We start from the raw sequence: 12,884 nt of genomic DNA on the forward strand, positions 1-12,884 counted from the left end.
TCGTCTCAGTCCGTCGTCCCGCCGCCACCGGCGACGTTCGAGGCGTGGGTCACGACGTGGTCGATGAAGCCGTACTCGAGGGCCTCGGCCGCGGTGAACCAGCGGTCGCGGTCGGCGTCCTCGTTGACCTGCTCGGGGGTCTTGCCCGTCTGCTCGGCGGTCAGCTCGGCCATCACGCGCTTCATGTGGAGGATGAGCTCCGCGTTGATGCGGATGTCGGTGGCGGTGCCGCCGATGCCGCCCGAGGGCTGGTGCATCATCACGCGGGCGTGGGGCGTGGCGTAGCGCTTGCCCTTGGTGCCCGAGGCGAGCAGGAACTGCCCCATCGAGGCGGCCATCCCCATCGCGACCGTGGCGACGTCCGGCTGGATGAACTGCATCGTGTCGTAGATGGCCATGCCGGCCGTCACGGACCCGCCCGGCGAGTTGATGTAGAGCCAGATGTCCTTGTCGGGATCCTCGGCGGCGAGGAGGAGCATCTGCGCGCAGATCGCGTTGGCGTTGTCGTCCCGCACCTCCGAGCCCAGCCAGATGATGCGCTCCTTGAGGAGGCGGTTGTAGACGTGGTCACCCAGCCCGAAGCTCTTCGGGTCGGCCTGGGCCTGAGGCATCTCGCTCACGTGGCGCTCCTTGAGTCGTCGTCCTGCACCGCGGGTCCCTGAGGTCGCCTGCCGTGCGTGTTCATCGACATTAACGCCCGGGGTGGGGCGGGCGATGCCCGCCACGGCACCGTTTCGCTGTTGGCGCACATCTGCACCCGCTCGGGCGGCCCCGAACGTCTCGGAACTGTCCGGAACGCCCCGGCACGACGACGGCCCGCCACCTCGCGGGGAGGTGACGGGCCGTCGGCCGGTGGCCGCCGGGGGCGGCCGGTGGGGCTCAGGCCTGCTCGGCGTCCTTCTTGGCGGGAGCCTTGCGGGCGCGCTTGGGCTTCTCCTCCGCGGCGGCCTCGTCGGCCGGGGCGTCGGTGGCGGCCTCGTCGGCGGCGGCCTTCTTGGCCGGAGCCTTGCGCGCGCGCTTCGGCTTCTCCTCGGCGGCAGCCTCGCCCGACTCGTCGGAGTCCGTCGCCGCAGCCGTCTTGGCGGGAGCCTTGCGGACGCGCTTGGGCTTCTCCTCGGCGGCGGGTGCCTCGGCAGCGGTCTCGGCGGCCGGGGCCTCCTCGGTCTCGACCTCCACGATCTCGGAGTCGGACGCGTCGTCGGCCCCGGCGTCGCCGGCGTCGAGCTCGTCCGAGCCGATGAACGGCGTCAGGTCGACGGCGGAACCGTCGCCGTCGACGACCGCGACCTGGCGCAGGGCGAGCGCGAGGGACTTGTTGCGCGCGAGCTCACCCACGAAGACCGGGATCTGGCCGGTCTTGTCGGCGTTCTGCACGAACTCGTTCGGGTCCACGCGGTACTGCTGCGCGGTGCGCACGAGGAAGTCGATGAGCTCCTCCTGCGAGACCTTGACCTTGAGCTGCTCGGCGAGCACGTCGAGCAGCAGCTGGCGACGCAGCGACTCGGTGGCCTCCTCGCGCACCTCCTCGCGGTGCGTCTCGTCCTCGAGGCGACCCTCACCCTCGAGGTGACGGTGCACCTCGGCCTCGACGACGCCGGCCGGGACCGGGAAGTCGACGGCGGCGAGCAGCGCATCGAGGAGCTTGTCGCGCGCCTGGACGGCCTGGCCGTCGACCTTGCCGGCGGCGGCCTGCGTGCGCACGTCGTCGGTCAGCTCGGCCAGCGTGTCGAACTCGCTCGCGAGCTGCGCGAAGTCGTCGTCGAGCTCGGGGAGCTCCTGCTCCTTGACCGCGGTGATCGTGACGTTGACCTCGGCCTGCTCACCCACTCGCTCGCCGCCGGCCAGCGGCGCGGTGAACGTGACGGACTCGTCGGCCGAGAGGCCCGTGACGGCCTCGTCGAGGCCCTCGAGCATGTTGCCCGAACCGATCTGGTAGGAGACGCCGGAGACGGTGTCGACCTCCTCGCCCTCGATCGTGGCGTTCAGGTCGAGGACGACGAAGTCGCCCTCCTTGGCGGCCCGCTCGACGCCCGCGAGGGTGCCGAAACGCTGGCGCATGACCTCGATGCGCTCGTCGATCTCGTCGTCGGCGACCTCGAGGGAGTCGACCTCGACCGTGAGGGAGGACAGCTCGGGGAGCGCGATCTCGGGGCGCACGTCGACCTCGGCGGTGAAGGCGAACGCGCCCTCCTTGGCCGACGTCGGAACGGTGGTGACCTCGACGTCCGGCTGGCCGAGCGGCGACACGCCGGCCTCGGTCACCGCGTCGCGGTAGAAGCCGGGCAGCGCGTCGTTGACGGCGTGCTCGATGATCGGGCCGAAGCCGATGCGCTGCTCGAGGATCCGCGCGGGCACCTTGCCCTTGCGGAAGCCCGGGATGGAGACGTCCTTCGCGATGTGCTGGTAGGCGTGCTCGATGCTGGGGGCGAGCTCGTCGAGGGTCACCTCGACGGTCAGCTTCACGCGGGTCGGCTCAAGGGTCTCGACGGCACTCTTCACGGCAGGCTCTCTCTTGGTGAACTCGGGAGGCCGACGTCGGGCGTCGGCGGGGCTTCTCGTTCGTGCGCGGGCACGCCGACGGGGCGCGTCCGCTCGTTCAGCCCCCCATGCTATCGCGGCGCACCCGGGCCCGACGACGAGCGTCAGTCCGCCGAGGGCGGCACCACGGGGCGGAAGTGCTCAGGGAGCTCCAGGGCCGCGTCGGTCTCCACGATGACGACGACGACGTCGGTCACCGCCCACGTCTGGTGCAGCTCCCCCGTCTCCCACACGACGAACCGACCGGCGGGCAGCGGCAGCCGCGGACCGTGCTCGGTGGAGATCTCGGCCTCGCCGTCGATCACGGCGAACACCTGGCGCATCGTGGCCTCGTGCTCCCCCAGCGTGCCGCCGGCGGCGATGCGGGCGACGTGCGTGCGCGTGTTGCGACCCTTGCCGGCGGCGGGCAGGAAGTCCATCACGACGCCGACGCTCGCGAAGCGGTCGACGTCGAACCGGGGCGTGGCGTAGATCTGCACGTCGGGATGACAGGATTCGAACCTGCGACCCTCCGCTCCCAAAGCGGATGCGCTACCAAGCTGCGCTACATCCCGGTGCCGCGGCAGCGCGGACGCGGCGACGACCTGCGTGAGTCTAGGACACGGCGAGCGGCGGCCGGAGTCCCGCTACACTCGTTCCCGGCGCGGACCCTCACGGGCCTCCTCGCGGATGTAGCTCAATGGTAGAGCCTCTGCCTTCCAAGCAGATGGTGCGGGTTCGATTCCCGTCATCCGCTCTCTCCGGCGGCGACAGCAGGTATGTTGTCCCCGCAACCACTTCCGGGTCGGGACGAGAGGACGAGCGATGATCCACGCCGTCTCCGTTCCGGCCCTTCGCCGTTGCTGCCCCACCTGCTGTCTGTAGAGCTCACCGGCTCCAGCCACCCCCAGGCGGCCAGGCCCGTGCGCTCGCACCCACCGGTAGCCACGCGGACGCCGCACCGTGGGCCTGCCTCTGCACCGTCCTGCACCGCGGCACCACCACACCCCACCAGTGAGGATCCAGCCATGGCACGCATCTACGACGACGTCACGCAGCTCGTCGGCAACACGCCCCTCGTCCGCCTCAACCGTCTGACGGAGGGCGCCGTCGCGACCGTCCTCGGCAAGCTCGAGTTCTACAACCCGGCGAACTCGGTCAAGGACCGCATCGGCGTGGCGATCATCGACGCAGCCGTCGCCTCGGGCGAGCTCAAGCCGGGCGGCACCATCGTCGAGGGCACGAGCGGCAACACCGGTATCGCGCTCGCGTTCGTCGGCGCGGCCCGCGGCTACAAGGTCGTCCTGACGATGCCGGAGTCCATGAGCAAGGAGCGACGCGCGCTGCTGCGTGCCTACGGCGCCGAGCTCGTGCTGACCCCCGCGTCCGAGGGCATGAAGGGTGCGGTCAACCGCGCCAACGAGATCGCCGCCGAGCGCGAGGGCGCCGTCCTGGCCCGCCAGTTCGCCAACGAGGCCAACCCGGCCATCCACCGCGCCACCACGGCCGAGGAGGTCTGGAACGACACCGACGGCGAGGTCGACATCGTCGTGGCCGGCATCGGCACCGGCGGCACGATCACGGGGATCGGCCAGGTGCTCAAGGAGCGCAAGCCGAGCATCCAGATCATCGCCGTCGAGCCCGAGGAGTCCCCCATCCTCAACGGCGGCGCCCCCGGCCCGCACAAGATCCAGGGCATCGGCGCCAACTTCGTGCCGGAGATCCTGGACACGTCCGTCTACGACGAGGTCATCGACGTCAACGCCGAGACCGCGGTCAGGGTCGCGCGCCGCGCCGCCGCCGAGGAGGGTCTGCTCGTGGGCATCTCCTCCGGTGCCGCCATCGACGCCGCCGTCCAGGTCGCCAAGCGTCCCGAGAACGCGGGCAAGACGATCGTCGTGATCATCCCGTCCTTCGGCGAGCGCTACCTGTCCACGATCCTCTACGCCGACCTGCTCGACTGAGCACGACAGCACCGACGAGAGCCACGGAACTGACGCCCGCGATGCCCTCGAGCCTGCGCACCGTCCTCGCCACAGCGCGCGAGGACGTCGCCGCTGCGCGCCGCCACGACCCGGCGGCGCGCAGCGCGCTCGAGGTCGCCCTGCTCTACCCCGGGGTGCACGCCGTGTGGGCGCACCGCCTCGCGCACCGCCTCTGGACCGTCTCGCCCGTGCTGCACCCGCTCGGCCGCGCCGTCTCGCAGCTCGCGCGGTTCGCGACGGGGATCGAGATCCACCCCGGTGCGACCATCGGTCCGCGCCTCTTCATCGACCACGGCATGGGTGTGGTCATCGGCGAGACCGCGGTGCTGGGCGCCGACGTGATGCTCTACCACGGCTCCACGCTCGGTGGCCGGTCCCTGAGCCGCGGCAAGCGCCACCCCACGCTGGGCGACCGCGTCACGGTCGGCGCGGGCGCCAAGATCCTCGGCGACATCACGATCGGTGACGACGCCTCGATCGGTGCCAACGCCGTCGTCGTCAAGGACGTGCCGGCGACCGGCGTCGCCATCGGGGTCCCCGCGGTGGTCCGCATCCCCACGGTCGCTCCGCGCGACCGCCTCCCCGTCGAGGACCCGAGCGAGCTCATCGAGTACATGATCTGAGCGGGTTCGCGCCGGCGACTCACACGACGTCGTCGAGCACCACCGGCACCAGCAGATCGGTCCGCATCGTCGCGGGGTCGGACTCGGGCGTCGGTTGCGACACGTACACCTCGACCCACGCGCCCCGCGGCTGTGCGCCCCCCTCGGTGACGCCGGCGAGCAGGCGCTCCCACGCGTCGGAGAGACCGTCGTAGGACCCGACGTGCGAGACGGCCGCGTACGCGCCGCCCGGCAGGTGATGGCCGACGATCTCGGCCCCGTCCCTCTCGAGCGCCGCGTCCGGGGCCTGAGCCACGGGGAAGCCGACGGCGAGGTCGACGACGTCGGCGGGATCGCCGTCGTAGATCGCGACCGCCGGCCCCGTGGGCCGGACGTCGCCGGCGGCGACCGCCGCACCGATCACGCGGAAGCTGCGGTCGAACAGGTTGCGCAGGTCGCCCTGGCGTGCGCCCGTGTGCCGCACGACGGCGAGCGGGACGTCCTCGAGCGTCACCCAGTCCACGGCGGTGCGGGGCTCGGTCGGGAGGGGAAGGGACATCGTCGGCTCCTCGTCATCGGGTCGGCTGCGCGGGTGGGAGAGGGTGGTCAGCGCATCCGTTGGCAGCGGGGGCACCAGTAGACCTTGCGACCCGTCAGGTCCGCCACCTGCACGCGCGTGCCGCACCGCAGGCACGGTGTGCCGTCGCGGTGGTAGACGTACCAGGCGTCGCGCGCGGACTGCCGGTCCTCGACCTCGGTGGTGACGATCCGGCCGGTGCGGACGCCGTCGGCCATCGCTGCGACGGCGTCGCGCCAGATGCCGCGCAGCGTCCGGGCCGCGAGCGAGGACCCCGGCCGGTTCGGGTGCACCCGGGCGCGGTAGAGCAGCTCGGCGCGGTAGATGTTGCCGACGCCCGCGAGCACCGACTGGTCCATGAGCTGGACGCCGACGACGGTGCGGGACGCGCGCACGGCCGCGACGAAGGCGGCCTCCCCCTCCCCGTCGGGGTCGGGGCGGAGCGGATCCGGTCCCAGCTTGGCCACGACGGCGCGGCGCGAGCCGTCGTCGAGCACCTCGCACCGGGTGGGCCCCGCCAGGTCGGCGACGCCGTGCTCACCGACGATGCGCACCCGCACCTGACCGCGCGGGGCTGCCGGTGTCCAGCCACCCGAGCCGTCAGCGCCGTCGGCGCCCGCGGCGTCGAGCACGTCCGGGCGCACCGGCGTCTCCTCCTCCGACACCCGCACCCGCGGTGCGCCGATCGCGTGGGGTCCGGTGAACTGCGCATCGCCGGCGAAGGTCCACGCGCCGTAGAGGCCGAGGTGCACGTGCAGCCACCTCAGGTCCTCGAGGCTGGACGAGCTCGCGCCGGCGGGTCGGATGCCCAGGAACATGTGCTTGCCCCAGGCGTCGCTGACCTCGAGCGTGCCGCCGTCCAGCAGCGCCGCACCGTCGGCGAACCGGCCCTGCGGCGAGCTGACCGCGAGCCGCTGGCCGTCGAAGGCCGCCTCGAACGCGTCGGCCAGGCGGCGGACGGAGTGACCCTCAGGCATGCGTGCGCTCCCGCTCGTCGATGTCGTCGTCGGCCGTGTCGTCGGCCGCCCCGTCGTCCGGCACGACCGTCCCGAGGTCGAACGTGTGCAGCGCCGCGGTCAGGTCGACCCGGCCGCCCACGAGCGGCGTTCCCTCCTCGCGCAGCAGCGCGAGCGCGCGATCACCCACCCGCTCGGCGGGCGCACCCGAGGCGGTCACGACTCGCCACCACGGGATCTCGTCCCCGCGCGTGGCCATCACCCGGCCAACGCCGCGCGCGCTCCCGCGGCCGCACCGCACGCGCGCCTCGAGCGCGATCCGCCCGTACGTGCTCACCCGGCCCGGCGGTATCTCGGCGGCCAGGTCGAGCGTGCACTCGATGAACGCGGCGACGGCCTCGGCGACGGCCGGTCCCCGCGGGCGTGGGTTGCTCATCCCACCATCATGGTCGCTGCCGCCGACATCGCGGCCGACGGGACCGGCGCAGCACGACGCCGTAAGATCGATCCCCGTGAGCAGCACCCCTGACGTTCCCGAGCCGCCCGAGACCGCCCCGGCCGCCGGCACGGCGCACTCGTGCGAGCACTGCTCCGGCGGTGGCGAGGCCGCCCCCGACCCCGTCGAGCGGGCGCGCGAGCACCTCGCCATCGCTCGACGCCGCGTGGCGCCGCGCCTGATCCTCGCGGTCCTCGGACTGCTCGTCGCGCTCGTGCTCGCGTCCCGTCACGACCAGCCGCTGCTGGGCGCCGGACTCACCTGGGTCGCCGCCGCGCTCGCGTGGTTGCCGGCGGCGTGGGGCGGTGTCGTGCTGGGCGCGGCGCTCGGCGCGCGACGCGGACCGTGGGCTCGGCTCGCGCTCGGTCAGGTGCTGGCCGCGGCGCTGGCGCCCGTCCTCGCGCTGGTCATCGCGTTCGGGCTGGGCCTCGCCGACCTGCCGCTGTCCACGGCGCTCGACGACGCCGGTCCGACCCTGGTGCAGGGCGTCCCCTACGGCGTCGCCGCAGCGGCAGGCTGGTTCCTGGCGGCCGCCGCGGCCGAGACCGTCCGGCTGCGCGCGCTGGGCCGCGCCGTCGACCGCCAGGACGAGACCGGGCTCCAGGCCCGCGGCGAGTCGCACGGCCTCACGACGGCGGTGCTCCAGCGCTCCGAGCTCGTCGCCCTGGGTGTCGCGCTGGCGTTCGGCGCGGCCGTCCTGCTGCTGACCGCGCTCCCGTGGGCCGCGCTCGTGCTGGTCCCGCTCGCCGCCGTCGCGGCGGCGACGCTGGGGCTCCGTCAGGGCCGCCGCACGGCGGCCGAGGCGACCGCGACGCCCGCCTCGGCGGGCGCCGAGGCTCAGCGCGCCTCGTAGGCCCCGACCTCGTCGATGCGGCGCTGGTGGCGCGGGTCGTTCGAGAACGGCTCGGCCACGAACGCGTCGACGAAGGACGTCGCCTCCTCCACGGAGTGCTGGCGGGCTCCGATCGCGATCACGTTCGCGTCGTTGTGCTGGCGTCCGAGTCGCGCGGTGTCGAGGTTCCACGCGAGCGCCGCCCGCACGCCGCGGACCTTGTTGGCGGCGATCTGCTCGCCGTTGCCGCTCCCGCCGATGACGATGCCGAGGGTCCCGCCGCCCGCCTCGTTCTCCGCGACCACGGCCTCACCCGCGGCGATGCAGAAGGAGGGGTAGTCGTCCTGCGGGTCGAACGTGGCCGCCCCGTGGTTGACGACGTCGTGGCCCGCCGCGGCGAGGTGCTCGATCAGTGCCTCCTTGAGATCGAAACCGGCGTGGTCGGAGGCGATGTGGATGCGCATGGGGCCATCGTGTCAGAGGTCGCGTGCCACCGTCATCGAGCGCGACGTCGCCACGAACCCCGAACGCTCGTACAGACCCAGCGCCCCGGTCGGGCTCTCCGTGTCGACGTCCAGGACCACCCGCTCCAGGCCGGCCTCCGCCGTCGCCCGCAGCACGCCCTCGAGCAGGGCGGGGGCGATACCCCGACCGCGCGCCTCGCGCACGACGCCGAGCACACCGACGTAGGCGCTCGTGAACCCCTGGACCTCCCAGTCCTCCGGGTTGGCGTTGCACAGCGCGAACCCGAGGACGCGGCCGTCGGCGTCCACCGCGATGCGCGAGAGGTCGGCGCGGAACAGGTCGCCGCCCACGAACTGCGCCCACCGCTCCGGCTGCGTCGGCTGGCTGCCCCAGTGGTCGCGGAAGGAGTCGTTGCGGGCCAGCCGGGCGTCGTCGGCGCGATCGGGCGTGTACGTGATCACCGCGGCCTCCCGGGGCGCGGGGACCGCGACGATCTCGTGGGCGAGGTCGCGCTCCATCGAGGTGAACCACCGGTGCACGGTCATCCCGAGCCGCTGCGCGAGGGCGAGCGCCGCGGGGCTGCGCTCGTCGACGTCGATCTGGATCCGCGCGGGCAGCGCCTCGGAGCGGGTGGCGAGCACCTGCCGCGCCCGTGCCTCCTGGAACGCCAGCAGCCGGCGCCCGACGCCCCGGCCGCGCGCCGCCGGGACGACGCCGCCGGTCAGGTACACCTGCACGCGGGTGGCGCGTCCGGGCGAGAGGTCGACGAGACCCCACGCGAGCACGTCGCCGTCGGAGCCCAGCCCGAGGACGCTGTCGCACGCCAGGTCGAGGTGACTGCTCTCCAGCTCGTCGCGCACGTCCTCGAGGGGCGTCGTCCAGTCGGGGTGGTCGACGGCGTCCATCGTCTTCTGCGCCCGGGTGATCGCCTCGGCGTCGGCGAGGGTCGCGGGGCGCCAGAGCGCGACGTCGGGGTGGTCGAGCGGGGGCAGCTCGGGAGCCTCGACACGGGCACTCACGGGGCCGGTCACGGGTGCGGTCACAGGTGCGGTCGCGGGCTCGGCCGCTGACGGGGGAACGGTCATGCACCCATCGTGGAGCGTCGCCGGCCGCGGACGCCAGCCGATAACCGTGGTTCCGCACCGCCGCACGCAACGGACGTAGCATCGGACGGGTGACCTCGACCCAGACGCCTCCGCCCAGCCCCGACGACCTGAGGGAGGGCGGCGACCCCGCCATCAGGCCGCAGGACGACCTGTTCCGCCACGTGAACGGCACCTGGTTGCGCGAGCACGTCATCCCCGCCGACCGGGCGCGCGACGGCGAGTTCCACCGCCTGCGCGACGAGTCCGAGGAGCACGTCCGCGACATCATCACCGGGGCCGTCCAGGACCCGACCTCCGGCCCCGTTCCCGAGGAGACCGCCAAGGTCGCCACGCTGTACCAGGCCTTCATGGACGAGGCCGCGATCGACGCCGCCGGCCTGACCCCGCTGACCGCCGACCTCGACGTCGTGGCGTCCGTGACCGACCGGTCGACGCTCGCGCGAGCGATGGGGACGCTGCAGCGCACGGGTGTCGGCGGCGCCGTCGCGCTGTACGTGGACACCGACTCCGACGACCCCGACTCCTACGCGCTGCACCTGGCGCAGTCCGGGCTCGGGCTGCCTGACGAGGCCTACTACAGCGACGAGCAGCACGCCGAGACGCTCGCCGCGTACGAGGCGCACGTCGCGCGCCAGCTCGCCCTGACCACCGGGGTCGGTGCGGACGACGCCGCCGCGCGCGCCGCCGTCGTCGTGGCGGTGGAGACGCGGCTCGCGGCCGGTCACTGGGACCGGGTCCGCGACCGGGACGCCGTCGCCACCCACAACCCCACCACGCGCGACGAGCTCGCCGCGCTGCTGTCCGGCTTCGACCTGGACGCGTGGCTGGCTGCGCTGGAGATCACGCCGGCGATGCTGGAGCGGGTCGACGTGCGCGAGCCCAGCTTCCTGCGCGATCTCGCGCGGGCGTGGGTCGAGATCGACCTCGAGGACTGGCGCACCTGGCTCACGTGGCGCATCGTGCGCTCGCGAGCGCCGTACCTGCCCGAGGCGGTCGTCGCCGAGAACTTCGACTTCTACGGCCGCACGCTGACCGGCGCGCAGGAGATGCGCGAGCGGTGGAAGCGCGGCGTCGGGCTGGTCGAGGGCGCCCTCGGTGACGCCCTGGCGCGCCTGTACGTGCAGCAGCACTTCCCGCCGGACAACAAGGCGCGCATGGACGTCCTCGTGGCGAACCTCGTCGAGGCCTACCGTCGATCGATCACCGATCTGGAGTGGATGAGCCCCGCCACGCGCGAGCGCGCGCTGGAGAAGCTGGCGGCGTTCACGCCCAAGATCGGCTACCCCGTGCGGTGGCGCGACTACTCCACCCTGACGATCACGAGCGACGTCGTCGCGAGCGTCCGGGTCACCAGCGCGCACGAGACGGACCGCGAGCTCGCGAAGCTCGGCGGTCCCGTCGACCGCGACGAGTGGTTCATGACCCCGCAGACGGTCAACGCGTACTACAACCCCGGGATGAACGAGATCGTCTTCCCCGCCGCGATCCTGCAGGCGCCGTTCTTCGATGCCGACGCCCCCGACGCCTCCAACTACGGCGGGATCGGCGCGGTCATCGGCCACGAGATCGGTCACGGCTTCGACGACCAGGGCAGCCGCTACGACGGCGCCGGCCGACTCAGCGACTGGTGGACCGAGCAGGACCGGACCGAGTTCGAGAAGCGGACCGCCGCCCTGATCGCGCAGTACGACGCGCTCTCCCCCGCTCAGCTGAACGGCTCCCACCACGTCAACGGCGGTCTCACGATCGGCGAAAACATCGGCGACCTGGGCGGTCTCAGCATCGCGATCAAGGCCTACCGCATCGCCCTCGCAGCAGCGGCGCCCGGCGGTCTCGTCGACCCCGACACCGAGCGCGAGGGGCTGCGCGACCTGTTCCACTCGTGGGGGCTGATCTGGCGCACCAAGGCGCGCGACGCCGAGGTCGTCCGTCTGCTCTCGATCGACCCGCACTCGCCCGAGGAGTTCCGGGCGAACGCCGTGGTGCGCAACGTCGACGAGTTCGCCGAGGTGTTCGCGACGAAGCCCGGGGACGCGCTGTGGCTCGACCCGGCCGAGCGCGTGCGCATCTGGTAGGTCGGGCCTAGCCCAGGGCGCCGGCGCCCTCGCTCGTGAACGACGCGCGGGCGAGGGTGAACCGGGTGCCGTCGGCGAGCGAGGAGCACTCCACACCGCTCTCCGTGGACGTGCACGCCCAGGACCCGACCGTCGTGGACTGGCCGTACTCCAGCGTCGGGACGTCGTCGCCCGCTGGCGCCTGCTGCCCGTCGGGGCACGGCATCGCGACGCCGTCGGCCGACAGCGTGACGACCTGGCCGCGGAACTCGCAGTCCTCCCCCGCGGGCGGGGTGAAGGTCGCGTCGGCGATCGTGCAGGTGACCGCGGCCTCGTCGAGCGTGCACGCGATGTTGCGGCTCGGGAGCGCGAACGCCGGGGCGTCGAGGGCGCCCTCCGGGGGCGGCGCGAGCTCGGGCGTCTCGGCGGTCTCCGCCGAGGCCGACTCGCTCGCCGACGGCGGCGCCGACGTGGCGCCGTCGAGCGCCGGGGCGGGCTCGCCGGAGCCGCTGCCGGACTCGGCTGCGGTCGCGTCGTCGCCGTCGTTCGCGGCCCCCAGCATGAGGGTGACGACGAGGCCGATGACGAGCAGGCCGTTCAGGACGGCGAGGCCGATGATCCAGCCCCGGGTGCGCGCAGTCATGTGCTCTCCGCTCAGTCGAAGATCGGGCCGGCGGTGCGCGTGCGCTTGAGCTCGTAGAAGCCCTCGACGGACGTCAGCAGGACGAGACCGTCGAACAGCCGGAGCGCCTCGTCGCCCTTCGGGGCGGGGGTGATGACGGGGCCGAAGTAGCCGCGACCGTTGATCGCGACGACGGGCGTGCCGACGTCCTCCCCCACCATCGAGATGCCCTCGGCGTGCGAGGCGCGCAGCGACGCGTCCAGCTCGTCGGACGTCGCGATCTCGGCGAGGTCGGCCTCGAGACCCACCTCGGCCAGGGCGCCCGCGATGGCCTCGGGGTAGGCCTCCTCGCCCAGGTGGATGCGCGTGCCGAGCGCGGTGTACAGGTCCCCCAGGACGGCGTCGCCGTGACGCTCGCGCACCGCGTTGACCACGCGCGCCGGGCCCCAGGCCCTGTCCATCATCTCGCGGTAGTTCTCGGGGAGCTCGCGGCCCTCGTTGAGGACCGACAGCGACATGATGTGCCACCGGAGCGTGACGTCCCGGTGGGCGGCGACCTCGACCATCCAGCGTGACGTCATCCAGGCCCAGGGGCAGATCGGGTCGAACCAGAAGTCGACCTCGGTGGTCTGCTGGGTCACGTCGGCTTGAGCCATGCTGAGTCCTCCTGGA

At 73.1% G+C, this 12,884-nt stretch carries 14 protein-coding genes and 2 tRNA genes; 5 read left to right on the forward strand and 11 right to left on the reverse strand.

Translation table 11 applies throughout. The annotated features are described in order from the left end of the window. Positions 1–5: 5 nt before the first annotated feature. From SERN_RS00940 to SERN_RS00955, 4 genes are all read right to left on the reverse strand, one after another. Positions 6–611 carry an ATP-dependent Clp protease proteolytic subunit gene (locus SERN_RS00940; RefSeq protein ID WP_135848940.1) on the reverse strand — a complete coding sequence of 202 codons (606 nt, stop codon included), beginning with the start codon at positions 609–611 and terminating at the stop codon, positions 6–8. A gap of 268 nt (positions 612–879) precedes the next feature. Next, on the reverse strand, positions 880–2,499 hold the full coding sequence (gene tig / locus SERN_RS00945; RefSeq protein ID WP_135848271.1) for a trigger factor: 1,620 nt from the start codon (positions 2,497–2,499) through the stop codon (positions 880–882). A 143-nt stretch (positions 2,500–2,642) separates the two neighbouring features. Then, positions 2,643–3,017, reverse strand: a complete 375-nt coding sequence (locus SERN_RS00950; RefSeq protein WP_135848272.1) for a hypothetical protein — start codon at positions 3,015–3,017, stop codon at positions 2,643–2,645. A 1-nt stretch (position 3,018) separates the two neighbouring features. Next, positions 3,019–3,092 (reverse strand) — tRNA-Pro (locus tag SERN_RS00955). Between the two features lie 111 nt (positions 3,093–3,203). On the opposite strand from SERN_RS00955, the gene SERN_RS00960 reads away from it, so the two are divergent. From SERN_RS00960 to epsC, 3 genes are all read left to right on the forward strand, one after another. Further along, positions 3,204–3,274 (forward strand) — tRNA-Gly (locus tag SERN_RS00960). A gap of 271 nt (positions 3,275–3,545) precedes the next feature. Then, positions 3,546–4,481, forward strand: coding sequence for a cysteine synthase A (gene cysK, locus SERN_RS00965; protein ID WP_135848273.1), 936 nt, complete (start codon positions 3,546–3,548; stop codon positions 4,479–4,481). 41 nt (positions 4,482–4,522) lie between these two features. Beyond that, positions 4,523–5,125 (forward strand): serine O-acetyltransferase EpsC, encoded by a 603-nt coding sequence (gene epsC, locus SERN_RS00970; protein ID WP_135848274.1) that lies wholly within the window; start codon positions 4,523–4,525, stop codon positions 5,123–5,125. A gap of 19 nt (positions 5,126–5,144) precedes the next feature. Here epsC and SERN_RS00975 read toward each other — a convergent pair whose 3' ends face one another. Genes SERN_RS00975 through SERN_RS00985 form a run of 3 tightly spaced genes read right to left on the reverse strand, consistent with a single transcriptional unit; the run spans position 5,145 to position 7,073 of the window. Continuing rightward, a complete protein-coding gene (locus SERN_RS00975; RefSeq protein WP_135848275.1) occupies positions 5,145–5,663 on the reverse strand; it encodes a GyrI-like domain-containing protein in 519 nt (172 codons plus the stop codon). Positions 5,664–5,710: 47 nt separating this feature from the next. Beyond that, positions 5,711–6,658, reverse strand: a complete 948-nt coding sequence (locus tag SERN_RS00980) for an Fpg/Nei family DNA glycosylase (RefSeq protein WP_135848276.1) — start codon at positions 6,656–6,658, stop codon at positions 5,711–5,713. Continuing rightward, positions 6,651–7,073, reverse strand: coding sequence for an MGMT family protein (locus SERN_RS00985; RefSeq protein WP_135848277.1), 423 nt, complete (start codon positions 7,071–7,073; stop codon positions 6,651–6,653). The genes SERN_RS00980 and SERN_RS00985 overlap by 8 nt, the downstream gene beginning before the upstream one ends. A gap of 76 nt (positions 7,074–7,149) precedes the next feature. On the opposite strand from SERN_RS00985, the gene SERN_RS00990 reads away from it, so the two are divergent. Continuing rightward, entirely contained in the window at positions 7,150–7,986 is an 837-nt protein-coding gene (locus SERN_RS00990; protein ID WP_135848278.1) for a hypothetical protein, read from the forward strand. On the opposite strand, the gene SERN_RS00995 is transcribed toward SERN_RS00990, so the two are convergent. Together SERN_RS00995 and SERN_RS01000 are read right to left on the reverse strand one after the other, a co-directional pair. After that, the gene (locus tag SERN_RS00995; protein ID WP_135848279.1) at positions 7,971–8,429 is read right to left on the reverse strand and encodes a ribose-5-phosphate isomerase; all 459 of its coding nucleotides are present in this window, start codon (positions 8,427–8,429) and stop codon (positions 7,971–7,973) included. The genes SERN_RS00990 and SERN_RS00995 overlap by 16 nt on opposite strands. Before the next feature lie 12 nt (positions 8,430–8,441). Continuing rightward, entirely contained in the window at positions 8,442–9,515 is a 1,074-nt protein-coding gene (locus SERN_RS01000) for a GNAT family N-acetyltransferase (RefSeq protein WP_135848280.1), read from the reverse strand. An 89-nt stretch (positions 9,516–9,604) separates the two neighbouring features. On the opposite strand from SERN_RS01000, the gene SERN_RS01005 reads away from it, so the two are divergent. Further along, entirely contained in the window at positions 9,605–11,611 is a 2,007-nt protein-coding gene (locus SERN_RS01005) for a M13 family metallopeptidase (protein WP_269846113.1), read from the forward strand. Positions 11,612–11,618: 7 nt separating this feature from the next. On the opposite strand, the gene SERN_RS01010 is transcribed toward SERN_RS01005, so the two are convergent. Together SERN_RS01010 and SERN_RS01015 are read right to left on the reverse strand one after the other, a co-directional pair. Beyond that, a complete protein-coding gene (locus tag SERN_RS01010) occupies positions 11,619–12,233 on the reverse strand; it encodes a hypothetical protein (RefSeq protein ID WP_135848282.1) in 615 nt (204 codons plus the stop codon). Positions 12,234–12,244: 11 nt separating this feature from the next. Next, positions 12,245–12,868, reverse strand: a complete 624-nt coding sequence (locus SERN_RS01015; protein ID WP_135848283.1) for a mycothiol-dependent nitroreductase Rv2466c family protein — start codon at positions 12,866–12,868, stop codon at positions 12,245–12,247. Positions 12,869–12,884: the final 16 nt, after the last annotated feature.

Origin of the sequence: Serinibacter arcticus (assembly GCF_004786095.1) — a bacterium.
GTDB classification, from domain to species: Bacteria; Actinomycetota; Actinomycetes; order Actinomycetales; family Beutenbergiaceae; genus Litorihabitans; species Litorihabitans arcticus.

Bases quoted from the DNA above. Each gene is read 5' to 3' on its own strand.
- SERN_RS01015 (WP_135848283.1), bottom strand. From the start codon at position 12,868: ATGGCTCAAGCCGACGTGACCCAGCAGACCACCGAGGTCGACTTCTGG.
- SERN_RS00975 (WP_135848275.1), bottom strand. From the start codon at position 5,663: ATGTCCCTTCCCCTCCCGACCGAGCCCCGCACCGCCGTGGACTGGGTG.
- SERN_RS00995 (WP_135848279.1), bottom strand. From the start codon at position 8,429: ATGCGCATCCACATCGCCTCCGACCACGCCGGTTTCGATCTCAAGGAG.
- SERN_RS01010 (WP_135848282.1), bottom strand. From the start codon at position 12,233: ATGACTGCGCGCACCCGGGGCTGGATCATCGGCCTCGCCGTCCTGAAC.
- SERN_RS00985 (WP_135848277.1), bottom strand. From the start codon at position 7,073: ATGAGCAACCCACGCCCGCGGGGACCGGCCGTCGCCGAGGCCGTCGCC.
- SERN_RS00980 (WP_135848276.1), bottom strand. From the start codon at position 6,658: ATGCCTGAGGGTCACTCCGTCCGCCGCCTGGCCGACGCGTTCGAGGCG.
- cysK (WP_135848273.1), top strand. From the start codon at position 3,546: ATGGCACGCATCTACGACGACGTCACGCAGCTCGTCGGCAACACGCCC.
- SERN_RS01000 (WP_135848280.1), bottom strand. From the start codon at position 9,515: ATGACCGTTCCCCCGTCAGCGGCCGAGCCCGCGACCGCACCTGTGACC.
- SERN_RS00940 (WP_135848940.1), bottom strand. From the start codon at position 611: ATGCCTCAGGCCCAGGCCGACCCGAAGAGCTTCGGGCTGGGTGACCAC.
- epsC (WP_135848274.1), top strand. From the start codon at position 4,523: ATGCCCTCGAGCCTGCGCACCGTCCTCGCCACAGCGCGCGAGGACGTC.